This window comes from Methylobacterium sp. J-088 (assembly GCF_022829295.1).
Classification (GTDB): Bacteria; Pseudomonadota; Alphaproteobacteria; order Rhizobiales; family Beijerinckiaceae; genus Methylobacterium.
This window is the reverse complement of the sequence record NZ_JAKSYH010000153.1, coordinates 14,250-38,432: the sequence shown is the minus strand read 5'-3', so window position 1 is coordinate 38,432 and position 24,183 is coordinate 14,250. Positions and strand designations below refer to the sequence as shown.

The 24,183-nt window shown below is 65.6% G+C and carries 20 protein-coding genes, 1 tRNA gene and 1 pseudogene; 15 read left to right on the top strand and 7 right to left on the bottom strand.

Translation table 11 applies throughout. The annotated features are described in order from the left end of the window. The first annotated feature begins 2 nt into the window (after nucleotides 1–2). The 3 genes from recG to MKK63_RS17070 all read left to right on the top strand — a co-directional run bounded on the left by recG (nucleotide 3) and on the right by MKK63_RS17070 (nucleotide 3,945). A complete protein-coding gene (gene recG, locus MKK63_RS17080; RefSeq protein ID WP_267427842.1) occupies nucleotides 3–2,258 on the top strand; it encodes an ATP-dependent DNA helicase RecG in 2,256 nt (751 codons plus the stop codon). A 274-nt stretch (nucleotides 2,259–2,532) separates the two neighbouring features. Next, nucleotides 2,533–2,856, top strand: a complete 324-nt coding sequence (locus MKK63_RS17075) for a hypothetical protein (protein ID WP_244003822.1) — start codon at nucleotides 2,533–2,535, stop codon at nucleotides 2,854–2,856. A 174-nt stretch (nucleotides 2,857–3,030) separates the two neighbouring features. Continuing rightward, entirely contained in the window at nucleotides 3,031–3,945 is a 915-nt protein-coding gene (locus MKK63_RS17070; RefSeq protein WP_244003820.1) for an NAD(P)-dependent oxidoreductase, read from the top strand. Between the two features lie 127 nt (nucleotides 3,946–4,072). On the opposite strand, the gene MKK63_RS17065 is transcribed toward MKK63_RS17070, so the two are convergent. From MKK63_RS17065 to cobU, 5 genes are all read right to left on the bottom strand, one after another. Further along, nucleotides 4,073–4,249, bottom strand: a complete 177-nt coding sequence (locus tag MKK63_RS17065; RefSeq protein ID WP_244003818.1) for a hypothetical protein — start codon at nucleotides 4,247–4,249, stop codon at nucleotides 4,073–4,075. A 101-nt stretch (nucleotides 4,250–4,350) separates the two neighbouring features. Continuing rightward, on the bottom strand, nucleotides 4,351–5,697 hold the full coding sequence (locus tag MKK63_RS17060; protein WP_244003816.1) for an MFS transporter: 1,347 nt from the start codon (nucleotides 5,695–5,697) through the stop codon (nucleotides 4,351–4,353). 79 nt (nucleotides 5,698–5,776) lie between these two features. Beyond that, nucleotides 5,777–7,219 carry a cobyric acid synthase gene (locus tag MKK63_RS17055; protein ID WP_244003814.1) on the bottom strand — a complete coding sequence of 481 codons (1,443 nt, stop codon included), beginning with the start codon at nucleotides 7,217–7,219 and terminating at the stop codon, nucleotides 5,777–5,779. A gap of 23 nt (nucleotides 7,220–7,242) precedes the next feature. Then, entirely contained in the window at nucleotides 7,243–7,845 is a 603-nt protein-coding gene (gene cobO / locus MKK63_RS17050) for a cob(I)yrinic acid a,c-diamide adenosyltransferase (protein ID WP_244003812.1), read from the bottom strand. Next, the gene (cobU, locus tag MKK63_RS17045) at nucleotides 7,842–8,384 is read right to left on the bottom strand and encodes a bifunctional adenosylcobinamide kinase/adenosylcobinamide-phosphate guanylyltransferase (protein ID WP_244003810.1); all 543 of its coding nucleotides are present in this window, start codon (nucleotides 8,382–8,384) and stop codon (nucleotides 7,842–7,844) included. The genes cobO and cobU overlap by 4 nt, the downstream gene beginning before the upstream one ends. Before the next feature lie 106 nt (nucleotides 8,385–8,490). Here cobU and MKK63_RS17040 point away from each other — a divergent pair. The 8 genes and pseudogenes from MKK63_RS17040 to MKK63_RS17010 all read left to right on the top strand — a co-directional run bounded on the left by MKK63_RS17040 (nucleotide 8,491) and on the right by MKK63_RS17010 (nucleotide 13,961). Then, nucleotides 8,491–8,566 (top strand) — tRNA-Glu (locus tag MKK63_RS17040). 79 nt (nucleotides 8,567–8,645) lie between these two features. Further along, a complete protein-coding gene (locus MKK63_RS17035) occupies nucleotides 8,646–9,203 on the top strand; it encodes a hypothetical protein (protein ID WP_244003808.1) in 558 nt (185 codons plus the stop codon). A 78-nt stretch (nucleotides 9,204–9,281) separates the two neighbouring features. Then, nucleotides 9,282–9,485 carry a helix-turn-helix domain-containing protein gene (locus tag MKK63_RS17030; protein ID WP_244003806.1) on the top strand — a complete coding sequence of 68 codons (204 nt, stop codon included), beginning with the start codon at nucleotides 9,282–9,284 and terminating at the stop codon, nucleotides 9,483–9,485. Further along, on the top strand, nucleotides 9,482–9,898 hold the full coding sequence (locus MKK63_RS17025; protein ID WP_244003804.1) for a hypothetical protein: 417 nt from the start codon (nucleotides 9,482–9,484) through the stop codon (nucleotides 9,896–9,898). The genes MKK63_RS17030 and MKK63_RS17025 overlap by 4 nt, the downstream gene beginning before the upstream one ends. Before the next feature lie 101 nt (nucleotides 9,899–9,999). Continuing rightward, on the top strand, nucleotides 10,000–12,720 hold the full coding sequence (locus MKK63_RS17020) for a DUF3987 domain-containing protein (RefSeq protein WP_244003802.1): 2,721 nt from the start codon (nucleotides 10,000–10,002) through the stop codon (nucleotides 12,718–12,720). Nucleotides 12,721–12,956: 236 nt separating this feature from the next. Further along, nucleotides 12,957–13,160, top strand: a pseudogene (locus MKK63_RS32245) (hypothetical protein); the annotation flags it as partial. Between the two features lie 141 nt (nucleotides 13,161–13,301). After that, nucleotides 13,302–13,568, top strand: a complete 267-nt coding sequence (locus MKK63_RS17015) for a hypothetical protein (RefSeq protein WP_244003800.1) — start codon at nucleotides 13,302–13,304, stop codon at nucleotides 13,566–13,568. Nucleotides 13,569–13,580: 12 nt separating this feature from the next. Next, nucleotides 13,581–13,961 carry a hypothetical protein gene (locus MKK63_RS17010; protein WP_244003798.1) on the top strand — a complete coding sequence of 127 codons (381 nt, stop codon included), beginning with the start codon at nucleotides 13,581–13,583 and terminating at the stop codon, nucleotides 13,959–13,961. 185 nt (nucleotides 13,962–14,146) lie between these two features. Here MKK63_RS17010 and MKK63_RS17005 read toward each other — a convergent pair whose 3' ends face one another. Further along, a complete protein-coding gene (locus MKK63_RS17005) occupies nucleotides 14,147–14,842 on the bottom strand; it encodes a recombinase family protein (protein ID WP_244003796.1) in 696 nt (231 codons plus the stop codon). 71 nt (nucleotides 14,843–14,913) lie between these two features. After that, a complete protein-coding gene (locus MKK63_RS17000; RefSeq protein ID WP_244003794.1) occupies nucleotides 14,914–15,150 on the bottom strand; it encodes a hypothetical protein in 237 nt (78 codons plus the stop codon). 655 nt (nucleotides 15,151–15,805) lie between these two features. Here MKK63_RS17000 and MKK63_RS16995 point away from each other — a divergent pair. The 4 genes from MKK63_RS16995 to MKK63_RS16980 are packed head-to-tail and all read left to right on the top strand — an operon-like array spanning nucleotide 15,806 to nucleotide 24,180. Beyond that, nucleotides 15,806–18,844: a BPTD_3080 family restriction endonuclease gene (locus MKK63_RS16995; RefSeq protein ID WP_409564525.1), complete on the top strand. Its 3,039-nt coding sequence runs from the start codon at nucleotides 15,806–15,808 to the stop codon at nucleotides 18,842–18,844. After that, nucleotides 18,844–20,715 carry a DUF262 domain-containing protein gene (locus MKK63_RS16990; protein WP_244003790.1) on the top strand — a complete coding sequence of 624 codons (1,872 nt, stop codon included), beginning with the start codon at nucleotides 18,844–18,846 and terminating at the stop codon, nucleotides 20,713–20,715. The genes MKK63_RS16995 and MKK63_RS16990 overlap by 1 nt, the downstream gene beginning before the upstream one ends. Nucleotides 20,716–20,738: 23 nt before the next feature. Then, nucleotides 20,739–23,669, top strand: coding sequence for a site-specific DNA-methyltransferase (locus MKK63_RS16985; RefSeq protein WP_244003788.1), 2,931 nt, complete (start codon nucleotides 20,739–20,741; stop codon nucleotides 23,667–23,669). After that, nucleotides 23,659–24,180, top strand: a complete 522-nt coding sequence (locus MKK63_RS16980) for a hypothetical protein (protein WP_244003786.1) — start codon at nucleotides 23,659–23,661, stop codon at nucleotides 24,178–24,180. Before MKK63_RS16985 ends, MKK63_RS16980 begins: the two co-directional genes overlap by 11 nt. The last annotated feature ends 3 nt before the right edge of the window (nucleotides 24,181–24,183 follow it).

Genomic DNA, 24,183 nt, shown 5'->3' with positions numbered 1-24,183 from the left:
GGATGATAAGGCGCCTCCGGCACCATGTCCGCCGAACCGCCATGACAGATGCACGCGCGACTCAGGATTCGGCCGTGACAGACCCCGACGCCACGGCGGCGGCGGAGGAGGCGGCCGCGCGCGCCGAAGCCCCCACGCTTCGTCCGAGCATCCTCGATCCGCTGTTCGCCCCGGCCCGCGCCCTGCCGGGGATCGGTCCCAAGATGGCGCCGCTCATCGAGAAGCTGCTCGGCACCCCGGAGCGCGAGGCCCGGGTGGTGGATCTCCTGTTCCACCTGCCCCAGGGCGGCGTGGCGCGGAAGCTCATGGGCTCGGTCGGCGAGGCGCCGACCGGTGAGCCGGTGACGATCGGCGTCACCGTGGTGGAGCATCGCCCGGCCCAGATCGGATCGGGCAAGCGCCCGCACCGGGTTGTGGTGGAGGATGCCTCCGGCCACGACATCACGCTCGTGTTCTTCGGCATGCCCCGCCCCCGGGTGGAGAAGATGCTGCCGCTCGGGGCGCACCGCTACATCACCGGCCGGATCGATCTCTGGGACGGCACCCGCCAGATGGTCCACCCGTCGCGGATCGTGGACGAGGCGGGCTTGGCCGAACTGCCCGCCGTCGAGCCGGTCTACGGCGCCACCGAGGGGCTGACCTCCCGGGCGATCAACAAGCTCGCCGTTTCAGCCCTCGACCGGCTGCCCACCCTGCCGGAGTGGCAGGATGCGGCCTGGCTGGAGAAGAACCGCCTGCCCGCCTTCGCGGACGCGCTCCGCCTGGAGCACCGCCCCGAGGAGGCGCCCCCGAAGGCCGAGGACCCGCTCCAGCCGCCGCCCGCGACGCCGTCCCGGAAGCGGCTCGCCTACGACGAACTCCTCGCCTCGCAACTGGCGCTGGCCCTGCTGCGTGCCCGCCAGCGGCGCAAGGCCGGCCGGGTCAACGCCGGCGACGGGACGTTGAGCGGACGTATCGAGGCCGCCCTCCCCTTCGCGCTGACCGGCGCGCAAGGCCGGGCGGTGGCCGAGATCCGCGCCGACCTCGTGGAGCCCCGGCGGATGCTGCGCCTGCTCCAGGGCGATGTCGGCTCGGGCAAGACCGCGGTGGCTTTGCTCGCCATGGCGTCGGCGGTCGAGGTCGGGCGTCAGGCGGCGCTGATGGCGCCGACCGAGATCCTGGCCCGGCAGCATTTCGAGCGGCTGAAGCCGCTGGCCGGCGGTCTGCGCCTGCGCCTGATGACCGGCCGGGACCGGGCCTCGGAGCGCAAGTCCACCCTGGCCGACCTCGCGGCCGGTGAGATCGACATCCTGGTCGGCACCCATGCCCTGTTCCAGGAGGCCGTGACGTTTCGCGATCTCGGCCTCGCGGTTGTCGACGAGCAGCATCGGTTCGGCGTGCATCAGCGGCTGGCGCTCGGGGCCAAGGGCGAAGCGGTCGACTTCCTGGTCATGACCGCGACCCCGATCCCCCGCACCCTGGCGCTGACCTTCTTCGGCGACATGGACGTTTCGATCCTCGACGAGAAGCCCGCGGGCCGGCAGCCGATCCGCACGATCACGCTGTCGACCGAGCGGATCGACGAGGTGGTGGCCGGCCTCGCCCGGGCGATCGCCGGGGGCGAGCGGGTCTACTGGATCTGCCCCCTGGTGGAGGAATCCGAGTTCATCGACCTCGCGGCGGCCGCCGAACGCTTCGACGACCTGAAGCAGCATTTCGGCGACACGGTCGGGCTGATCCACGGCAAGATGCCGGGGCCCGAGAAGGATTCCGCCATGGCGCGGTTCGCGGCCGGGGAGACCAAGCTCCTCGTCTCGACCACGGTGGTGGAGGTGGGGGTCGACGTGCCCGAGGCGACCATCATGGTGATCGAGCACGCGGAGCGGTTCGGGCTGGCGCAGCTGCACCAGCTCCGCGGCCGGGTCGGGCGCGGCTCCCGGGCCTCGTCCTGCCTGCTGCTCTACCGGGGCCCCCTCGGGCAGGTCTCGCGGGCGCGGCTGGAGATGATGCGGGCGAGCGAGGATGGGTTCCGCATCGCCGAGGCCGACCTGAGGCTGCGCGGCGAGGGCGAGGTGCTGGGCACCCGGCAATCCGGGCTCGCGGCGTTCCGGCTCGCCCGGATGGAGAGCGACGGCGCCCTGCTGGAGGCCGCCCGGGACGATGCCCGAATGATCGTCGAGCGCGACCCCGGCCTCAAGAGCCCCCGGGGGCAGGCGTTGCGGGTGCTGCTTTACCTGTTCGAGCGGGAGGCGGCGATCCGGCTGATCGGCGCTGGCTGAACGAATCCGTTTAGGAACAGCTGGCGGTCGGGAACGGCCCGGTGCCGGAGGTGCGGATCCGCACTTTGAAGCGGGAATGTCACAGCTGGTCCGGAAGATCGTTTCGGATCAGAGGCTTAACTGACCGCTCGGAAAGCGTGGCCGGACCCGCCGTGGCGTCCGGCGGACCCCGGACAAGAGCCGTGATCTTGCATCAGCCACAATCCTCCCTTAACTGTAGATGAACGAATGGCCCGGTAAGCCGGGACATCACGGACGAATCTGGAGGATGAACATGTCGAACGGACTGTTCCAGAACCTGCCGGGCTCCAACGAGATGGCCGGTCTCTATGCCCTGCCGACGGAGCCGTGGCTGCTGCCGATTTCCGATCGCGCCGCCGAGTCGGCGAGCAGGACGGCCGAGGAGCTTCAGGCCGCCGTACGACGGGCTGCACGCCCGTTCTGGGTGGCCGCCAACGGTCTGTGCGTCGCCCTGGGCCTCGCCCTCGTGATGCAGTGCGCCACCGGCTGGATGCCGACGGCGCCCCGCAGCGCCGTGACGGTGGCGCAGGCGACCCCGCCGACCATCGCCCCGCAGACGGCGTCGCTGCAGCGCTGATCCGTTCCGACGGGACGAAAACCAAGGCCGGTCCGCAAGGGCCGGCTTTTTTCGTCCTCGTCTGCCGCGCCCGCCGCCCGTGGAGGCCTGCATTGATTCCGGGGCTCGAATTCTGAGGCTTGGCACGCTCCGCGCGTCCGACGCATCGTGACCGGGCGGGACAGGGAGAAGCCGATGCGCGTGGTGTTCGTGGATGCCAACGCGACGCTGGCGGCGGTGGCGCGGCGGCTGCTGCAGCCGGACGATCCGCCCTTCGTGATCCACGCGGAGCCCGCCATCGCCCCGCAGGACCTGCCCGGCATCCTGGCCGGGGCCGCGATCGCGGTGATCGACCACACCGCCCTCCCCCTCGATGTGGCCCGCGCCTGCACCGGGCTGAAGCACGTGGTGTTCCTCGGTACCGGCGCGCGCAGCTACATGGACCCGGAGGCGCTTCGGGCGGAGCTCGGCGTCACGGTCCACACGATCAAGGGCTACGGCGACACGGCGGTCGCCGAATGCGCCTTCGCGCTGATGTGGGCGGCGACCCGCGGCATTGCCCAGATGGACCGGGCGATGCGCGCCGGCTCCTGGCTGCGCACCGAGGGGATGCAACTCACCGGCAAGCGTGTGGGCCTCGTCGGCTTCGGCGGGATCGCGGCCGAGATGGCGCGGCTCTGCCAGGGCGTCGGCATGCGGGTGCTCGCCTGGAACCGCACGGCCCGGACCCATCCCGATGTCGCCTTCGTGCCCCTGGAGCGGCTGCTCGCCGAGAGCGACGTGGTCTCGCTCCACCTGTTGCTGACCGACGAGACCCAGGGCTTCCTTTCGGCCGACCGCATCGCCGCGATGAAGCCCGGCGCCATCGTGATCAACACCGCCCGGGGGGCGCTCATCGACGAGCCCGCCCTGGTCGAGGCGCTGCGGACCGGCCACATCGCGCAGGCCGGGCTCGACGTGTTCACGGTCGAGCCCCTGCCGGCGGATCACCCGCTGGCCAGCGTGCCGAACGTCACGCTCTCGGCGCATTCCGCGTTCCGCACGCCCGAGGCCAGCGACAACCTGATCGGCGCCGCCCTCGCCCATTGCCGGCGGATCACCGCCGGCTGAGCGAAGTCACGTCCTGGTTTCGAAAGATCGAGACCTTTCGCGGGTCCAGGGTGGAGCCCTGGTCGGGGCCCCGACCCGACACCACGCCAAAGGGCCTCAGCCCTTTGGAAACCCGGAATTCAGGCGCTCAGTGCTCGGTGCCCGGCATGTTCGGCCGCGGCTCTCCGCCGTGGTGATGGATTACGTTGGAGCGTTCCGGGCTGCCCTTGGCGTCGGCGACCTGTTTCCGGGCCGCGGCGGCCAGGAACCAGATCCCGCCGAGCGTCCCGAAGGCGAGGATCATGAGTGGAAAACCCTGACTCATTGCGGTGCCCTCCTCGACGATGGCCCGCAGCCGAGCGGGTTTGCATCATCGCGCCAGTCAGTCCGGCACGATGAACGATAACGCACGAAACCGTGCCGTGTTCAGGCGGCCCGCGTTGTCGTTGCCGCAACCCGCCGTTCGGCGTCCCGGCGCAGGGCCGAGAGCACCACGAACATCAGGCCTGCCCCCACCGCGAGGCAGACCGACAGGAACAGCATCGGCACGAGGTTGCTCTGGGTCTGATCGCGGATGAACGGCACCACGTTCTGCGCGACGAGGCCGCCGAGATTGCCCACCGAGTTGATCGCCGCGATCCCGGCCGCCGCCGTGGCGCCGCGCAGGAAGGTCCCGGGCATCGACCAGAAGACCGGCTGCGCCGAGAAGGTCCCGGCCGCCGCCACGCACAGGCAGGCGAACTTCACGGCGTTGCCCGGCAGGACGACGGAGAGCGCCAGCCCCGCCGCCCCGACCAGAGCCGGCCCGACCACGTGCCAGGTCAGCGCGTTGCCCTGCGCGTTGGTGCGGGCGGCGTGGCGCGGCACCCACCACAGGGCCAAAGCCGTGGCCGTCCAGGGGATGATGTTGAGCAGGCCGTTGGTCAGGTTCGAGACGCCGAACCCCTTGACCACGGTCGGCAGCCAGTAGCCGAGGCCGTAGGCGGCGAGCGGCAGGAAGATGTAGATGCCGGCCAGCATCAGCACGCGCTTGTCGAGGAGCGCCGCGAACGGGTTGCCGTGGTCGACATGGCCGCCGGCCTCGTTCTCGGCCTTGAGCGTCCGAGCCAGCCAGTCGCGCTGGGTCTGCGACAGCCAGGGCGCGGTCTCGGGGCCATCCGGCAGGACGGCCAGCACCACGACGGCCATCAGGATCGCCGGCAGGCCGGTGGCCAGGAACACCCATTGCCAGCCCGCGAGACCCCAGACCCCGCCGAGGCCGAGCAGCGCCCCGCCGACCGCCGCGCCGACCGCGTTGGCGATGGCGCTCGCGATCATGAACCAGCCGATCATCCGCGCCCGGTGGGCGTGCGGGAACCACAGCGTGAGGGCGAACAGCACGCCGGGGAAGAAGCCGGCCTCCGCGGCGCCGAGCAGGAAGCGCAGCACGTAGAACATCGTGGCGCTCTGGGTGAAGCCCAGCAGCACGGTGACGAGGCCCCAGGTGATCATGATCCGCGCGAACCAGATCCGCGCGCCGACCCGTTCCAGGAAGACGTTGGCCGGCACCTCGAACAGGAAGTAGCCGAGGAAGAACAGGGAGGCGCCGAGCCCGTAGGCGGTTTCGCTCAAGCCGAGGCTGCCCACCATCTCCAGCTTGGCGTAGGAGACGTTCTGCCGGTCGATATAGGCGATCAGGTAGAGCAGCCCGAGGAGCGGCATCAGCCGCAGGGTCACCGTGCGGACGGTGCTCGCGGCGAGATCCGCCCCGAGCGGGGCTTGCGTGGACGGCATCGGCGTTCCTCCGGGCGGTCGCGGCCCCTCGTGGCGAGGGCCTGCCATTACGCAGAGTAATCGCTGACCCGCCCCGCGGCTACCGGGCGAGTGTCAGGAGGCGGTCGCAATCGACATGGGCCGCGATGTGGCGCGCGAGCCCGTCGAGGGCCGCCTCGACCCCGGCCTCGTAGCCCGCGTCTGCCGAGGCGGTCCCGAGGCGCGCGAGCCACGCGGCCCGCTGGGCGTCGTCGGCGAACAGGCCGTGCACGTAGGTCCCGGCCACGCGCCCATCCGCCGAGACCGCCCCGTCCAGGCGCCCGTCCGCGAGACGCAGGAGCGGACGGGCCGCGTCGGGGCCCTCGGTGGCGCCGATATGCATCTCGTAGCCCGCGAACGGCACGCCGTCGGGCAGGCTCGTGCCGGTGACGGCGGCGAGGCGTTTTTCCGGGGTCATCACGGTCGCGACGTCGAGGAGGCCGAGGCCCGGCACTGTGCGGGGGGCGCCCTCGATCCCGTGCGGGTCGGCGAGACTCTTCCCGAGCATCTGGTAGCCGCCGCACAGCCCGAGTACCCGGCCGCCCCGGCGGACATGCGCCCGCAGGTCGATGTCCCAGCCCTCTTGGCGAAACGCCTCCAGGTCGTCGATCGTGGTCTTGGAGCCCGGCAGCAGCACGAGGGCGGCCTCCGCGGGGATCGGCGTGCCGGGCCGGACCAGCACCACCGACACGCCGGGCTCCGCCCGCAGGGGATCGAGGTCGTCGAAATTGGCGATCCGCGGCAGCACCGGCACCGCCACCGTGACGGCCTTAGGGCCACGGGATTCCGAGCCTGCGAGCCCCAGCACGTCCTCGGCCGGCAGGCGGGCGGCGTCGGGGAAATGCGGCACGAGGCCGAGGGACGCCCAGCCGGTGCGCTCGGCGATCAGCCGCATCCCGTCGGCGAACAGGCTCGGATCGCCCCGGAACCGGTTGACGATGAAGCCCGCGATCATGGCGGCATCGTCGGGGTCGATCACGGCCTTCGTGCCGACGAGGCTGGCGATCACCCCGCCCCGGTCGATGTCGCCGAGCAGCACGACCGGCGTGCCGGTGGCCCGGGCGAAGCCCATATTGGCGATGTCGCCCGCGCGCAGATTCACTTCGGAGGCCGAGCCCGCACCCTCCACGAGGACGAGATCGGCCTCGTCCGCCAATCGCGAGAAACTGTCGAGGACGGCGGACATCAGCCGGGGCTTCCAGGCCTGGTAGTCGCGGGCCTTCACGGTCGCGACCATCCGGCCCTGCACCACCACCTGGGAGCCGACCTCGCTCTGCGGCTTCAGCAGCACGGGGTTCATGTGCACGGAGGGCGCCACCCGGGCGGCCCGGGCCTGGAGCGCCTGCGCCCGGCCGATCTCGCCGCCATCGGCCGTGACGGCGGCGTTGTTCGACATGTTCTGCGGCTTGAACGGCCGGACCACCAAGCCCCTGTTGGTGAAGGCGCGCGCCAGCCCCGCGACGATCAGCGACTTGCCGACATCGGAGCCGGTGCCCTGGATCATCAGGGCCCTTGCGCGCGGCGGGCTCAGAACTCGATCCCTTCCTGCGCCTTCACGCCGGCGGCGAAATGGTGCTTCACGCTGCCCATCTCGGTGACGCAATCGGCGGCCTCGATCAGGGCGGGCTTGGCGTTGCGGCCGGTGACCACGACGTGCAGGTCCGGCCGGCGGTCCCGGAGCGCGGCCAGGACCGCGTCGAGGTCGAGGTAATCGTAGCGCAGCGCGATGTTGAGCTCGTCGAGGACGAGGAGACGGATCGTCGGCTCGGCCATCAGGCCCTCGGCGACGTCCCAGGCGTGGCGGCAGGCGGCGATGTCGCGGGCCTTGTCCTGGGTCTCCCAGGTGAAGCCCTCCCCGAGGGTGTGCCACACGACCCGGTCGCCGAAGGCCGCCACCGCGTGGCGCTCGCCCGTGTCCCAACCGCCCTTGATGAACTGTACCATGCCGACCCGCCAGGACCGGCCGAGCGCGCGCAGCATCAGCCCGAGCGCCGCCGTGCTCTTGCCCTTGCCGGGGCCGGTATGGACCATGAGCAGGCCCTTCTCGAGGGTCTTCTCCGCCACCTCGGCGTCCTGCACGGCCTTGCGCTTCTCCATCTTGGCGCGGTGGCGGGCTTCGTCCTCGTTCATGCGGGGGCTCCCGAAAAAGTGGCTTGGGGTTTGACGATCAGCGGCAGCCCGGCCACGGTGAGAACGACCCGGTCGGCCTCGGTGGCGAGCCGCTGATGCAGGCGCCCGGCCGCGTCGCGGAAGCGGCGGGCGAGGGCATTGTCGGGTACGATCCCGAGCCCGACCTCGTTGCCGACCAGCACCAGCGGCCCCGGCGCGCCCGCGCAGGCGGCGATGAGCCGCACGGTCGCGTCTTCCAGATCGGCCTCCGCCAGGATCAGGTTGGTGAGCCACAGGGTGAGGCAATCGACCAGGACGGGCCCCTCCGCCTCGGCCACCGCCTCCGGCAGGGCGAGCGGCACGTCGCGGGTGCGCCACGCTCCGGCGCGCCGGGCGCGGTGCTGGGCGATGCGGTCGACCATCTCGTCATCGAAGGCCTGGGCGGTGGCGAGGTAGAGCCACGGCCCGGAGCAGGCCTCGATCACCCCCTCCGCGTAGGCGCTCTTGCCGGACCGCGCCCCGCCGAGGACGAGGGTCATGCGGGGAGTGGGTTCAGGCATGCCCCTCCATCGCCCCAAGCCGGCCTCCGGTCAAACCGGAGCGATGTGGCGCTTCGGCGGTTGCCGGCCGCCCCCGGTCCGACTATAGAACCCCGGCCTAGCCAATGCGCCCTTCGTCTAGCGGTCCAGGACGTCGCCCTTTCACGGCGAAAACACGGGTTCGATTCCCGTAGGGCGCGCCAGCAAAATCAAGCACTTAGATGTGATGATTGCGATGTGGGCGCGTTTCGTTGTCAAAATCGTTGCAGGCGGATCGGCATCATGAGCCGTCCAAAGCCTGAGCTTACTGCCCGCTGGCCGAATGGCCGGAAGGTCGACGCCGGCCGGGACGCGCTCGACTTTCTGGCTGCTGAGGCCGCGAGCTGCGGCGAATCGTTCGAGGGGCTGAGGCGCGCCCTTGCGCAGAGCACGCCCGCGGCTCGGATGCTTCTCAGGAAGATGGGGCTCACGCGAGAGGCCCTGTTCGGCCCAGGTCGTCCGAAGGAAACGCCTCGGATGCTGCTGATCAACGCGGTCGTTCGAGACCTGATGGAAGTCGGGCGGACGGAAGAGCAGGCCTTCAAGGAGGCACCTCGGTATCTCGCCGATCCCCGCCTGCGGGAGAAACGCGGCATCGGAGCTGGTCTACTGGGCACAGCGCACGGGAAAGGCGGAAGCAGGCCGGACATGACGGCCGAAGCGGTCGCCGACGCCTACCGGAAGTTTCAGCCGCAGTGGCCGCACCTCTTCTTCGATGAGATCGAGGATGAGGAGCATTTGGAACCTGACTGGTGGCCCGGCGCGATTGAGGCTGCCGGCCAGGATCCGAACGCCGAATAAAAGCAGTCATCGGCGCTCGGTTATTCCGATGTATCCCGAGGCACCGTCTCAGCGCACTTCGAACCGCTGAGGCCCACGATGTCCAAGAAAGAAGCCGCACCTCCCGGCGCACCCGGCGCCATGACCGTCGACGAGTTCGCCGATTACCTGCGCATCTCGCGGACCGGAGTCTACCGCCTTTTCGAGCGGGGCGATCTGAAGCCCCTCAAGATCGGGCGACGGACCCTGGTCCGCCGCGCGGACGCCGACGCATTCCTGGCGAGCTGCGTGAGGGCTGCGTGATGACCGGCACCTCATATCCCGTCGCATGCACCACCGGCCTCATGCCAGGCGGTCGGATGCTCTCAATGTTCTTCCCCCGAGCGAACGTATTTCAAAACAATTTCGCGGCCGGGAACAACGAGTTCTTCGACCCCAACAGCTCTCGTGTACTCCAAATCCGACCTATGATCGAAAGCGACATCGGTCCGAATGGAGTGGGCCGCGACGCGAACGCCATCCTGTGGGTGCGAGACGATCTCAAGAGGCGCTTCCTCGTCTACTACGTGAGCGTGCCCCTTCACCTCCGGAAGAACGACCGCGCAGGCGTGATGCGGGCCGTCGAATACGTCCGGACGAACCACGCGCACGGGTACAACGGCCTCGCGCCCATCGTCGCTCGTACGCCCTGGCCTGACACCCCCGCCTCTCCTTGAACGCGAAACGGCGGCCCCCGCACCACCGGGCAGCCGCCGCATCGTCTCTAAATTCCAGCACGCGAGCGCCGGCCAGCACCGCCGCCCGCAGGAAAAGCATCATGGACGCAGGCAATTATGGTCCCGGCCAGTCCAGTCCGCAATCAGTCGCCGTCGAGGCCGCTTCAACGGCCGCAGCGCCGCCCACACCTGCCGTGCCGAAGGGCGACACGCCGAAGGCCGCGGCGTTCGTCGTCGATCTGATCGGCAACGGCCTCATCGCGGTCGCGGCGATCCATCCCGAGACGCGCGTCTGCTACGGGCGCACGTTCACGCTGCCAACCGAGTTGGATGCCATGTCGGCATGGATTGAGGAGCGACAGAGCACCCATAATCTGCACTTCGCCCTGAACGAGCCGGTCCCGCCGGATCGGCAGCAAGGGAAGGCGGGGCGGGTCCGGCGTGAGGATCTTTCCACATTGAGGGGTGTGGTCGTCGACATCGATCCGCGACCGGAGATCGAGGCCGAACCCGATGGTCTCGCGCGCGAGCGCGAACGCCTGCGGGGCGTGGCCAAAAGCATGATCGCCGATCCCTGCGGCCCGAGTGCCATCATCGACAGTGGTGCGGGCTTGCAGATCGCATTCCTGTTCCTGAAACCGTTGATGGCGACAGCCGAGAACATCGCGGCGGTCGAGGCGCAGTCCCGTGCGCTCGCACGCCTGTACGGTGGCGATGCCACGAACGACGCCGCCCATCTGTTCCGGCTGCCTGGGACGGTGAACCGGCCGAATGCGAAGAAGCGAGAGCGCGGGCGCAAGCCGGCCGCTGCGAAGGGCACAGTGTTCACGCCCAATCGCTTCCACACCCTCGACAGTCTCGCTGCCCTGGCGCCACCGGATGAGCTTGAGCCGGCCGACCCTACCCCGCCCGCTGCGTTCGATATGTCCCTCGCGTGGGAGGCCGCCGGTCACCCCGGCGAACTGCCGGCCGATCTGGTGGTGCGCCTCACAGCCGCCCGCGCAGCGCACCCCGTGCTCGACAAGCTGCTGAACGCTGAGCGCGCCGAGCAAGGCGGACGGTCGGACCGCGACTTCGCCATCGCGTGCGCCAGTGTCGAGGGAGGCATGTCGGACCGGGCGGAAGTCGCCGCGATCGTGGTCGCATACTCGCCCGACAAGTTCGAGGACGAAGACGAGCACCGCGGCTCCGGCCGGGCGGAGACCTATCTCGCAGGGACCGTCGAGAAGGCTTTCACTAAGGTCGCCAGGGCAGGGCCGGCAGCGATGTTCACGCCGGTTGTCGACGCAGATGGCGCAGCACCCGCTGTGGCAAGCAAGACCTTCGGCGGCGAAGATCCACATGACATCTTCGGCGACGACGATCCGGCTGACCTGTCCACACCCCCCGAGGGGAGCCTGCCGGAAGTGGTCGAAGGCTATGCACGGACTGAGGCGGACCGGATCGGTGTACCTATGATGTTCGCCGCCGCAGCCGCCGTGACGGTGGCCGGTGGCGCGATCGGCAACGCCTTACGGATCCAGCCGCGGCGCCACGATACGACCTACACCGAGCCCGCCGCGCTCTGGACGGTTCTGGTCGGACCACCCGGCTGTGCGAAGTCTCCGACCACCAGCAGCGCAATGAAGCCGCTTCGCGACGTCGATAAGCGCCTCATGGATGCCAGTGAGCGAGAGCATCGGGCCTATGAGGCGAGGAAGGCCGCAGCTGGGAAGGACAACGCAGCATTGGTCGGACCGCCGCCGCCTTGGCGACGTGCAACGATCGACGATGTGACGCCGGAGCAGCAGATCAGGATGCATCAGCAGAACCCGCGGGGCCTGATGCGTGTCGTAGACGAGTACGTCTCCTTCCTGGACTTCGGCGCATACAAGCGCACCGGCGCCGGAGACAGAGGACGTGCGCTCCAATTCTTCGACGGTGGGAGCATCATCCTCGATCGTGTTTCGGAGAAGCGACCCGTTCGCGCCGACACCGCCCTCATGGGGCTCCTGTCATCGTCGCAGCCGGACCGGATCGGGCCGATGTTTCGGGATCTTGGTGTCGACGGATTGGGGCAACGCACGCTCTTCGTGCTCTGGGACGGCGTGGAGCGCCGTTTCGTCGACCGTGCGCCCGACATGGGCGCCCTGGCCGAATACGACAGTGCGATCCAGGCACTGGCGAAGATAGACAAAACGTCCGGCGGCACCGTCAGGCTCTCGGAGGACGCACAGGCGATCTTCGACAAGGTCGACATGCGCATCCGACGACGGGCCCATCTCCCGGGTGGCTCAGCGGCTTGGGAGGGCCACATATCGAAATGGGGCAAGCTGCTGGCGCGGATCACCCTCATCTTCCATGCGCTCGAATGTTGGAGCGTGACCGGGGTTGTGGATGTCAGGGAGCCGGTCACAGCCGCCACGATGCGCAAAGCGGGCCGCTTCTCTCTCTCCCTGCTGGATCATTCCTGGCGCTTCTACCAGACCAACTCGGAGCCACAGGATCGCACGACGGCTTCTCGCTGGATCGCCGGCTGGATACTCGCGCATCCGGAGATGGGACGCTTCACGCCCCGAGACGTAGAGCGCGCGTACAAGGACGTGCGCAAGAACCGGAACGCGCTCGTCACGGCCATGCGCGACTTGGAAGAAGCCGCCTGGGTAGAGGTTTCTCGGCCAGCGCCGCCCGGCACGACGGGGCCCGGTGAGTGGAAGGTCAATCCGGAGGTTCACCGACGCTTCGCCGAACGTGCTGTTCGAGAAAAAGCGGAACGCGCGGCCAAGCGGGCGAAGATCGATGCCGCCGTCGCGGCGCAGCGGGAGGCGTCAAACGATGTTTGAACCACAGTCCGAATGCCCTGGGAGCACCTTCACGTCCGGTTTGTCGACTTTGTCGCTTGTGTACGCGAGGTACCAACTCCCCGCAGAAATAAATAAATCTACTCGCCTTAACGCTCTTCGTTTTCCAGTATCTGGATACCCCTCCGCGCACGCAAGCGACAAAGTCGACACGCCGCAGCGTGGATCATCAGGGAGTGTGGAAGCTTCGCCGAACTACCTCAAAGAGGAACGCCGTGATGCATAGGCGCCCGCCCCCACGTCCGCGAACGGGACGCCGCAGTGACGGCCACTACGCGCCGGACTTCCCAGCCATCGGCGCCAAGGCCCTCCGGCGCTTCCATGCCGAGCGCCACCTTCATCCGAGTTGTGGTGCGCTCGCCAAATCGACCGGAGAGCCGTGCCGGCAGACGCCCGCCAAGGGGCGGACAAGATGTCGGTTCCACGGGGGCGCAACTCCGCGTGGCGATGGGCCGGCCGGATGGCACACGCCCGGCTTTCCGAACGGCCTCCCAACCGGCAAGCCGCGCAGCGACGCCCTCAAAGCCTGGACGCGGAGGAAGCGGCGCGCAGAGATCGCAAGCATGCCTCCGGAGGAACGCGCAGGGCTTGAGGACAGGCGGCAGGCGATCAAGCCCGGCAGTGCGGCTGAGCGGGCGCGTAGGCGCCGCAACCTCGACGCGCGCCGCTGGCTCGAACAGATCAGGGCCGAGCGGCGTCCGACGACGACGCCGGAGCAGGTCGAACGGGCGGCGCTGCGCGCAAAGGCGGTCGCTCATCTCGCACGCCTCGATGCGGAGCTCGCGGCTGCGGTCGACGACGTGCCGCCTGCAGGCGACTTTTTCGACTAGGAGGACAAGATGATGGATGACGCTGAGAAGGCTCGTGAGGCCCGCGCAGTGCGCGCAGCCGCGATACACCGGATACGCACCGAAGGAGCGGAGGTGGCAGCCCGTACCCTGATCGAGATTTCCGGCGACCGAACCGCGCCGAAGAACGCCCGGGTGGCGGCGGCACGCACGCTTGCAGAGATGACGCAGCTCGGCGGCGGCGACGCCATCGGGCTCGACAAGCCGCTCTCCGAGATGACCCGCGCGGAGCTTGCCGAAGCCCGCGCGCGGGCCGTCGCTTACCTCGCTGAGCTGGACGCGCCGACGATTGAGGGGGAAGCGACGGATATCTCGGAAGATCTGCTTGCCCTCGACGCTCCGGAGCCGCGCACGGCAGGCTGTTTCTTCGACTGAGCCGCGCAGGAAGCCCGCGAGGCTGGCCACGCCTGTAGCAGCTCTCACATGGACCACGCAGAGGCGCCTTGCCCCTCTACGGCCCGGGAACGCATGCAACGCCCATCCGCTGCACGATGACGATCAAGGTAGCCGCGGCGTAACCCATCAGCGCCTAGCTTGCGGGCGGGATCTGGGCGCCCCGATCAAGAGGCGTGTGCGAGACGGGCCCGCAGGCGCGCCACAGCGGTCGGCGTCCAGGTGCCGCGCCCGCTCGGCGTCGGCACGTTCTCGGCAGCCAGCGCCGCCGCCACGGTGCGCAGCGAGGCGGTGCCGTTCGGATCGATGCGCGATAGAATGGGCGCCAGCGCTTCAGCCTGCGCGTCGGCGTTGCGTCCGCGGGCGGCTCGCGCCTTGGCCGTGTCTTCCGCCGTGCCGGCCCGGCCGCGGAAGCCGCCGAGAGCCTGTCCTCGCGCCTTCGCGGCAGCCAGCGCCGCCTTCGTCCGGGCCGAGATGAGGCCGGCCTCAAGCTCTGCGACACTCATCATCTGCTGAAGGAGAAACCGTCCAGTCGGGCCTTCAATCTGAGGCAGATCGCAGAACCGCACCTCAACGCCCGCCGCAAGCAGGTTCGAGAGGAAAGCCTGAGATCGGGCGAGCCGATCCACCTTCGCCACAACCAGTGCTGTACGGTGCGCACGGCAAAGTGCCAGGGCACGAGCCAGCTCCGGCCTGTCGGCGTTGCGTCCGCTCTCGATTTCGACCACCTCGGCGATCAGTGTCCAGGCGCCGCCATTCAGATAGTTCGTCACGGCCGAACGCTGCGCCTCCAGCCCGAGACCGGACCGACCCTGCCGATCCGTGCTCACGCGCAGATACGATATGAACCGTCCGTTCGCCATCGAGGTACCGTATCACTGCATGCATCGCTCGTTGCTCACAGTGATACGGTCTCGCTGGGGCGTCAACGGACTCAGGCGCGGGCCGCCACCTTTACGCGATCCTGTCGGGGCGTGATGACCACAAAGGCCGGATCAAGGCGTCCGGCGAGCTGATGCGCGGCGGTGCCGGCCAGGGTTAGCAGGCCGTGCACCTCATCTCCAACGGCTCCGTCGAGCGTCCCAACGCTCGACAGAAGCCGGTGCACGGCCGACAGGGTGTCGGCAATCGACGCAGCGAGATCGCTCGCGGTTGGATCGGAACGGAACATTGCAAGATCTCCAAGTGGAGCAATAAGTATGTCTCAGAGAATTCGCGAATGAAAGTGTGCGTCATCGGGAGATTTGTCTGCTGACCGTCAGACATTTTTTAGGATTTACGACTGTAAAATTATTTACTTGGGCGCAGTGCTGTCTGATGCCTGTCTGATGCGCGAACGACATCGGACTTGGTCGCGGCCTGCGGTGGCAAACACCGGCACTGCAAACTTGGACCCGGGTGTAGGCCCCCGGTACACCGTATAGTTCGAGCGCTGGCAGCCGCCTCACCAGCCCATAAAAATATGATTGAATGAAAATTTCGGACAAAATGTCCGGGCGGCCGTGATCATCTTCTTTGTAGGACGCCAGTTTATCCCAAGGGTTTGGAGCCATTTGCGTGGACTCGGTCCGGGCCGCCGAGGAAGATCAGAACCGGATCGTGAGCCCAACCGAGATCACTGCCGCCAAAAGCGGCCAGGATGGTGTCGAATCGCCGGATCCAGACCATCGCGCTCGGCCGTTTGAAGCGTGAGCCAGCTTGAAGTTGCGCGCATGGCACAGTGTGCAACTTCTCAACCGCTTGGCACTCAGGCTGCTCGCGCCAGCCAGTGGATCTCGATATCTACCCCCACGAGAAGACGATAAGAACCGTCGGCGGGGGTCAGCGTGGCGAAGCCGTTCTTCGAGCAGCCGATCCTCAACTCGCCTTACGAGGTTCCAGCCCAGCATCATGCGCTGGACGCAGATGGCCAGCCGCTCGAACAGCCGCCGGTGCAGGGGCGACGGCGCTCGGCGCTAATCACGCCGGTCCCAAAAGCGAAAAAGCAGAGGGGCAAAGGCAAGCAAGCGGACCTGGGTCTTAGTGACGGCTTGGGCTTGTCCTCGGCGGAGCAGGCCTACAATCCGACGCCAATCATCAACGAGATCCGTGGGCATGTTGCCTCCTGGCGCGCGCTGCCAAACCCCATGGATTGGGGTGTCACACCCGCGACCCAGCGGCTGCTCCAGCACTGGCGGCGCGACCGCGACTGGCACGGGCCCCGGCCTTTCTTCTGTCAAGTTGAGGCAGTCGAGACCGCGATCTGGCTCACGGAGGTCGCGGGGCGGCAGCGCCAATATGCGCACCTGATCCGCCATATTGAGGGCGCGAACGAGGGTGCCAACCCCGGCCTGCCGCGGCTGGCGCTCAAGATGGCGACCGGGGCTGGCAAGACGACCGTCATGGCTATGCTGATTGCGTGGCAGACCATCAACGCGGTTCGCAGCCCGAATGTGAAGCATTTCACTCGGGGCTTCCTGCTGGTCACGCCGGGGATTACGATCCGCGACCGCCTGCGCGTACTGATGCCCGGCGATCCCGACGCCTACTACGACAAGCGCGAGCTGGTTCCGACCGACATGCTCCAGGAAATGGGGCAGGCCAAGATTGTGCTGACGAACTACCACGCGTTCAAGCGCCGCGAGACGCTGGAGGTTTCAAAAGTCGGACGCTCCTTGCTTCAGGGTCGGCACGCGCCGATTGACACGATCGAGTCCGAGGGTGCGATGCTCCAGCGGGTCTGCCGCGAGCTATTGCCGATCAAGAACCTCGTGGTGATCAACGACGAGGCGCACCACTGTTACCGCGAGAAGCCTGGGGCCGCCGAGGACGCGGTCGCGGCCGAGGATCGCGAGGAGGCCAAGCGCAACGCTGAGGCCGCCCGGCTCTGGATCTCTGGGATCGAGGCGCTGAAGCGGAAGGTCGGACTGCGCGCGGTCTACGACCTATCGGCCACGCCGTTCTTTCTGCGCGGCTCGGGCTATCTAGAGGGCACCCTGTTTCCGTGGACGGTGAGCGACTTCTCGCTCATCGACGCCATCGAGTGCGGCATCGTCAAGCTGCCCCGCGTGCCGATCGCCGACAATGCCGCGAGCGGCGAGGTGCCGCTCTACCGCGAGCTGTGGGAGCACATCGGCAAGGCGATGCCGAAGAAGGGCGCGGGCAAGGCCGGCACCCTCGACCCGCTCTCTCACGTTTTCCCGAGTCAGCTCCAGACTGCGCTCCACGCCCTCTACGCGCATTACGAAAAGACCAGTGAGGCCTGGGAGCGGGCCAGTATCGACGTGCCGCCGGTGTTCATCGTGGTGTGCAACAACACGGCGACCTCCAAGCTCGTCTACGAATGGATCGCCGGCTTCGAGCGCCCAAATGCCGACGGCGAGGCCGAGACGCGCCATGTCGGGCACCTGCGCTTGTTCCGCAACTACGACAACAACCGCCAGCGGCTCGCGCGCCCTAACACGCTGCTCATTGATAGCGAGCAGCTTGAATCGGGGGAGGCTCTCGACCCCGCCTTCCGCGACATGATGGGGCCGGAGATCGAGCAGTTCCGCCGCGAGCGGATCGAGCGCGGCGTCGACGCGGTCACTGCGGCCGAGACCACTGATGCGGACCTGCTGCGCGAAGTGATGAACACGGTGGGCCGCAAGGGGCGCCTCGGCGAGCGCGTGCGCTGTGTCGTCTCGGTCTCGATGCTGACCGAAGGCTGGGACGCCAACACCGTCACCCACATCCTCGGCGTGCGCGCCTTCGGCACGCAGCTCCTTTGCGAGCAAGTGGTCGGACGTGGCCTGCGCCGCCAGTCATACGAGCTGAACGACCAGGGACTGTTCAACGTCGAGTATGCCGACATCCTTGGCATCCCGTTCTCGTTCACGGCCGAGCCCGTGATCTCGGTGCCAGCGGCTCCACGCAAGCTCACCCGCGTCCAGGCTCTGCGCCAGCGCGCGGATCTGGAGATCGGCTTCCCCCGCGTCGAGGGCTACCGGTTCGACCTTCCGAACGAGCGGCTAACCGCGACTTTCACCGATGACAGTCGCCTCGTCCTGACGCCAGAGAACGTCGGCCCGGCCAAGGTGCTCATGGCCGGCATTGTTGGAGAGCAGGAGACCCTGGACGCAGAGGAGGCGTTCAAGGCGATGCGACCGAGCGAGCTGTCGTTCAAGCTCGCTAAACGCTTGCTGGAGACGCGCCTGCGCGATCCGGACGACCATCTGCCCGTCCATCTGTTCGGGCAGGCCCAACGTGTCGTGCGGCAGTGGCTCGATGGAGACTACCTCATCGCCAAGGGGGTCCCGCGGGCTACCGTGCTATACCCGCAGCTTGCTGAGCAGGCGGTGGAGTTCATCTACCTCGCCTGCCAGCGCTCGGTGCCCGATGCCAAGCGCATAAAGGCGGTGCTCGACCCCTACAACCCGGCGGGCTCGACCCGGTTTGTGAACTTCACTACCTCGAAGCCGGTGTGGGAGACCGACCTGAGCAAGTGCCACGTCAGCCACGTGGTTCTCGACTCCGAGTGGGAGGGCGAGCTCGCGCGGGTCCTGGAGGCGCACCCGCGGGTGCTGTCTTACGTCAAAAATCAGGGGCTCGGCTTCGAGGTGCCTTACCGCGACGGCGCCGTGCCGCGCCGCTACCGGCCGGACTTCCTCGTACGCCTGGACGACGGCCGGCCTGATTCGCTTACCCTAGTCCTGGAGACCAAAGGGTATCGGGGGACCGACGCACAGCTGAAGGCTGAGACGATGGACGTGTCCTGGGTGCCAGGCATCAACGCGCTGGGCACTTTCGGACGCTTCGCCTTCCATGAATTCCGTGATGTGTTCGCCATCGAAAATGCGTTCGGCGAAATTGTCGATACGCTAATCAACCGATCCAAGGCTCCGTGATGAGTACTTTCACTACTAATCCCGTCTCGCTTCACACCCTCCTGCAGCGCTGCGAGCAGGGCGACATCAAGCTCCCGGACTTCCAGCGTAATTGGGTCTGGGACGAATATCGCATCCGGAGCCTTATCGCGTCCCTCTCCCAGGCGTTTCCCGTAGGGGCCCTGATGACGTTGAAGTCGTCCGGAAAGACCTTCACGCCGCGCTCGATCCAGGGAGCACCGGCCATAGCTGATGCAACGACCGAGAGTGAGCTGCTTCTCGACGGTCAACAGCGCATGACATCACTTTATCAAGCCCTCATTCGGCAGGCGCCAATCGAGAAGATAAATGTGTTTTACTATTTCAACATTGAAAAATCGCTCGACGACTCCGTTGACCGTGAGGACGCGATCGAGCCGTTTCCCAGTGATCGGGTGTTGCGCACTAATTTCGGCAAGGACGTTGTTCTTGATCTCTCGACCCCTGAGAAGGAATATGAAAACCTTCGATTCCCTCTGAACAAAATCTTTGATCATGAAAGTTGGCAAGAAGGATTTTGGGATTACTGGGAGGACAACAAACCTAAGCGGCAGGTTTTGAAATCATTCCGAGAAAAAATTGTTGACTCATTTAGAAGATATCAAGTTCCTGTTATATCGCTAGATAAGTCTACAACGAACGAGGCTGTCTGCCTCGTTTTTGAGAAGGTCAATACAGGAGGTAAGGCGCTCGACGCGTTCGAGTTGATTACAGCGATGTTCGCCGGGAAGGGCTTCAAACTTCGGGAAGACTGGGCGCAGCGCGCTGCTGCTCTCAAGAAGTTCCGGGCACTCGAGAAGATTGCCCCGACAGATTTTCTTCAGGGCATCGCCCTCCTCTACTCCAAGGCCCAGCGCGATGCGGCGGCAGGTAGCGAAGATCGGCGTCCACCGGTAAGCGCCACCCGCAACGCCCTGCTTGCGCTGCCAGTCGAAGCCTACCAAGCCCACGCCGATCGTTTGCAGCTAGGCTTCGAACGCGCCGCTAAATTTCTACATACGCAGCGAATATACCGCTCTTTCGATCTTCCTTATCAAAGCCAGATCGTGCCGCTCGCTGCAATCCTTGCCTCCTTGGGCGATCGCTGGGAGCATGAGCAACCCAAACAGCATGTGCGCACCTGGTATTGGTGCGGCGTCTTCGGCGAACTCTACGGCTCGGCTGCCGAGTCCCGCTTTGCTAAGGACCTTGTGGAGGTGCTTGCATGGATCGAAGGCGGCCTGGAGCCTTCAACGCTCAAAGATACGAGCGTGCGAGCAAGCCGCATCCGTGAGTTGCGCTCCCGCGGCTCCGCAGCTTACAAAGGTGTCAATGCTTTGTTAATGAAGAGCGGCGCGACAGATTTTCGTTCTGGGCAAGACTATGATCACGCGGTATTTTTTGATGAAAGTGTGGATATTCACCACATCTTCCCACGCGATTGGTGTGAACAGCAGTTATTGCCGGCAAACCTATTTGACTCAATCGTCAATAAGACGCCTTTGTCTGCAAAGACAAATCGGACTCTTGGTGGCGTAGCGCCAAGCAAGTATCTCCACCGTTTGGAAACAGCGAAGCCGCCAGTCGATCCCGGAAACCTCGACGCCTACCTGCGCAGCCACGCCATTGAACCGGATCGGCTACGCGCCGACGATTTCCATGGTTTCTTCGCCGCGCGCCTCGACGGCCTTCTCGACCTAATTGACAACGCGACCAAGCGTCCAGCTTTGCGGGACGTGCCGCCGCCGGCAGACGCCGCTGCCGCGATCCACCCGGAAGCTACACCTCCTCTCGACCCGGAAGACGAGGCAGAAGCAGGAGCTGAGAACGCCGCTCTTGCGGACGATGCCGCGCTCCTGAGCGAGGTTCGGTGATGGCTCGCGGACCGGCCCGCAGCATGACCAAGTCCGTTGAGACCCTCACGCACGACGAAGCCGCTCGGAAGAACATCCCCACCGCCGAGTTGCAAAGCTTCGCCGAGGCGGAGGAGGTGATCACCGGCTTCGCGCCCGTGGCCTATCCTCGCGCTAAGCCGCTGCCGAAGGGTGAAAAGCGCGCGCGCGACCCGGACCTCGACCCGCAGATCGTATGGAACGGTGCGCATATCAAGCTCACCCCGGAACAGGTGCGGGCACTCGTGGAGACCGGCGAGACTGTGATCGGCGAAGCGCAACTTGTCTGGCGCGGCAAGGACCAACAGGATTGGTCCGACCTCATCGTCCAGGCGCCGCCCCTCTACATTCAAGAAAAGATCCACTCTAAGGCGATTATCGACGACCTGCGCCGCACCGGCCCCCGGTCGCTGGAAGAAGGAACACCAGACCTATTTTCAGATTTTAATGGTCTTGACCCGCAAGCGCGCACCGAGTTCTACAAGCACGACCAGCATTGGTCGAACCGGATGGTCCTGGGCGATTCCCTTCAAGTCATGGCGTCGCTTGCCCAGCGGGAAGGTATGAAAGGGCAGGTGCAGTGCATTTACGTCGACCCGCCCTATGGCATCAAATTCAATTCAAATTGGCAAGTCTCCACGCAAAATAGAGACGTCAAAGACGGTAAGCAAACTGACATTTCCCGCGAGCCCGAGCAGGTGAAAGCGTTTCGGGATACCTGGAAAGACGGTATCCATTCGTATCTGACCTACCTGCGGGACCGGCTTACCGTGGCGCGGGAGCTGTTGACCGAGAGCGGCTCAATTTTCGTGCAGATCGGTGATGAGAATGTTCATCGCGTTCGAGCGGTAATGGATGAAATTTTTGGAGAAGATAACTTTTGTGCGGAAATAGCATTCAAGACGACAACTGGTGCTGGCAGTTTCGCTGGCTCGACGACACTGCTGCCGAATGTTTTAAATTACATTTTATGGTATGGAAAAGATCGCGGTCGCGTTAGATATCGTCAGCTTTTCCAGCGTAAAAATCTCGACGGACAGGGGGGATCTGCATACACCCGGGTGCAGGATCCGCAAGGACTGCGGAGAATGCTACTAGAAAGCGATGCTACTAATTCCGTCGCAGGATCTCGCATATTTAGCGCCGATAATCTAACTTCGCAAACAACGCGTGTTGGTCAAACGACAGTTTTTCCCGTATCTTTCGAGGGGCGCAGCATTTCGCCATCAAAGGGCGGCTGGAAAACCAATCGTCATGGCATGGACCAGCTTCTGAAAGCAAGTCGCCTAATACTAATTGGTAATACTTTAAGATATGTTCGATTTTTCGATGATTTTTCGGTTTATTCTTATACGAATCAATGGGACGACACCACAACGGCTGGTTTTGGCGACCCTAAACTGTATGTGGTGCAAACAAATTCGAAGGTGATAGAACGTTGCATTCTTATGGCCACCGATCCCGGTGACCTCGTCCTCGACCCCACGTGCGGCTCCGGCACCACCGCCACGGTCGCCGAGCAATGGGGCCGGCGCTGGATCACCATCGACACTAGCCGCGTCGCCCTGGCGCTCGCCCGCACGCGGCTGATGTCGGCCCGCTACCCCTATTATCTCCTCTCCGACAGTCCCGAGGGCCGGGCGAAGGAGCAGGCGATCTCGGGGCGCCCGCAGCTGCAGAGTGCGGCCTACGGTAACATCCGCCAGGGCTTCGTCTACGAGCGCGCGCCGCACGTCACGCTCAAGTCGATCGCCAACAACGCCGAGATCGATTTGATCTGGGAGCGCGCCCAGACAACGCTTGAACCTCTGCGCAGCGGACTCAACGTGGCCCTTGGGCAGACTTGGGAGGAGTGGCAGATCCCGCGCGAGGCTGACGCCGATTGGCCGGAGCCGGCGCGGCGGGCGCACGCTGCATGGTGGGAGGCCCGGATCGCTCGGCAGCGCGAGATCGACGCCTCGATCGCCCGCGCCGCCGACGTAGAAATGCTCTACGACCGGCCCTACGCCGATGCCTCAAAGGTCCGGGTCGCCGGTCCGTTCACGGTCGAGAGCCTCTCGCCTCACCGCATCATTCCCTCAGACAGCCTCGACCTCGACGAGGAATTTGAGGCGTTGGACGGGCGCCGGGAGCGGACGGGGGCCGGCACGCCGACGCAGGACTTCTCGGCGATGGTGCTGGAAAATCTTTCAGCCGCCGGGGTCCAGGGCCGCGACCGCGCCGACCGGGTGCGCTTCACCATGCTCCAGCCCTGGCCTGGCCGCTTCATCGGTGCCGAGGGGCGGTTCGTCGAGGGCGAGGGCGAGGGCGAGGGCGTCGAGCGCCGGGCTGCGATCCTGATCGGACCCGAATTTGGCACGCTCGCCCGCCCCGACCTTGTGGCAGCCGCTCGGGAGGCAGCGGACGCACGCTTCGACGTTCTGGTGGCCTGCGCCTTCGCCTACGATGCGCACGCGAGCGAGCTGACCAAGCTCGGGCCGCTGCCGATCCTGCAGGCCAAGATGAACCCCGACCTGCACATGGCCGATGACCTCAAGACCACGGGCAAAGGCAACCTGTTCGTGGTGTTCGGTGAGCCCGACATTGAGATCCACCGCCTCGACGGCGATTTGCTTGAGGTGGAGGTGAAGGGCGTCGACGTATTCGACCCCAACACCGGCGACGTGCGCTCGGACGACACCTCAGGCATCGCCGCGTGGTTTGTCGACACCGACTATAACGAGGAGAGCTTCTTCGTCCGCCACGCATACTTCCTCGGCGCCAATGACCCTTACAAGTCGCTGAAGACAGCTCTTAAGGCCGAGATCGATGAGGCGGCCTGGGCGACGCTTTACAGGGCTATCAGTCGACCGTTCGCGCGGCCGCGGACGGGGCGGATCGCGGTAAAGGTGATCAACCACTTCGGGGACGAGGTGATGAAGGTGTATGGGGTTTAGCGTGCCAAATCCATTTGGTCTAAAATTCGGCGAAACACCGGATAGCAAGATAGCAGAATATGATATTAGATTTTATTCAGTTCCAGATCCTCACCCGGACTTCAAAAATTATTGCGGAAAGTGGGATCCGGTCCTTGGGCTTACGTCAATCTCGTGCACGTCAATGATCTTTGAGAAAGACCGGTTTGGTGAGAATTCTATAGCACTTTATAATCGAATTCGATCGCAACTTGCAACCAAATATGGTCAATATAGCGAATCGGAAATATTATTTGTAAACTCAAAGTTCAATAACCTAAAGGATTTCGTAAGAAGTATTCTCGAGTGCGATCGAAGCCACTCTTCAAGATGGGCTGAGCAATTCGAATCTATTTTGGATTGTGAAATAAAGGAAATAAATCTTGAGATTTTGGCCGATGGTGCGGACCGTTCCTGGGTGAAACTTACTTACAATTTCGTTGATGATGAGGATCGTGGTCCGGGCGAGGATATCGGAGTTTCCAGTCTATGAAAC

Coding starts and splice junctions, on each gene's coding strand:
- recG (WP_267427842.1), top strand. CDS start 3: ATGATAAGGCGCCTCCGGCACCATGTCCGCCGAACCGCCATGACAGAT.
- MKK63_RS17075 (WP_244003822.1), top strand. CDS start 2,533: ATGTCGAACGGACTGTTCCAGAACCTGCCGGGCTCCAACGAGATGGCC.
- MKK63_RS17070 (WP_244003820.1), top strand. CDS start 3,031: ATGCGCGTGGTGTTCGTGGATGCCAACGCGACGCTGGCGGCGGTGGCG.
- MKK63_RS17065 (WP_244003818.1), bottom strand. CDS start 4,249: ATGAGTCAGGGTTTTCCACTCATGATCCTCGCCTTCGGGACGCTCGGC.
- MKK63_RS17060 (WP_244003816.1), bottom strand. CDS start 5,697: ATGCCGTCCACGCAAGCCCCGCTCGGGGCGGATCTCGCCGCGAGCACC.
- MKK63_RS17055 (WP_244003814.1), bottom strand. CDS start 7,219: ATGATCCAGGGCACCGGCTCCGATGTCGGCAAGTCGCTGATCGTCGCG.
- cobO (WP_244003812.1), bottom strand. CDS start 7,845: ATGAACGAGGACGAAGCCCGCCACCGCGCCAAGATGGAGAAGCGCAAG.
- cobU (WP_244003810.1), bottom strand. CDS start 8,384: ATGCCTGAACCCACTCCCCGCATGACCCTCGTCCTCGGCGGGGCGCGG.
- MKK63_RS17035 (WP_244003808.1), top strand. CDS start 8,646: ATGAGCCGTCCAAAGCCTGAGCTTACTGCCCGCTGGCCGAATGGCCGG.
- MKK63_RS17030 (WP_244003806.1), top strand. CDS start 9,282: ATGTCCAAGAAAGAAGCCGCACCTCCCGGCGCACCCGGCGCCATGACC.
- MKK63_RS17020 (WP_244003802.1), top strand. CDS start 10,000: ATGGACGCAGGCAATTATGGTCCCGGCCAGTCCAGTCCGCAATCAGTC.
- MKK63_RS17015 (WP_244003800.1), top strand. CDS start 13,302: ATGCCTCCGGAGGAACGCGCAGGGCTTGAGGACAGGCGGCAGGCGATC.
- MKK63_RS17010 (WP_244003798.1), top strand. CDS start 13,581: ATGGATGACGCTGAGAAGGCTCGTGAGGCCCGCGCAGTGCGCGCAGCC.
- MKK63_RS17005 (WP_244003796.1), bottom strand. CDS start 14,842: ATGGCGAACGGACGGTTCATATCGTATCTGCGCGTGAGCACGGATCGG.
- MKK63_RS17000 (WP_244003794.1), bottom strand. CDS start 15,150: ATGTTCCGTTCCGATCCAACCGCGAGCGATCTCGCTGCGTCGATTGCC.
- MKK63_RS16990 (WP_244003790.1), top strand. CDS start 18,844: ATGAGTACTTTCACTACTAATCCCGTCTCGCTTCACACCCTCCTGCAG.
- MKK63_RS16985 (WP_244003788.1), top strand. CDS start 20,739: ATGACCAAGTCCGTTGAGACCCTCACGCACGACGAAGCCGCTCGGAAG.
- MKK63_RS16980 (WP_244003786.1), top strand. CDS start 23,659: ATGGGGTTTAGCGTGCCAAATCCATTTGGTCTAAAATTCGGCGAAACA.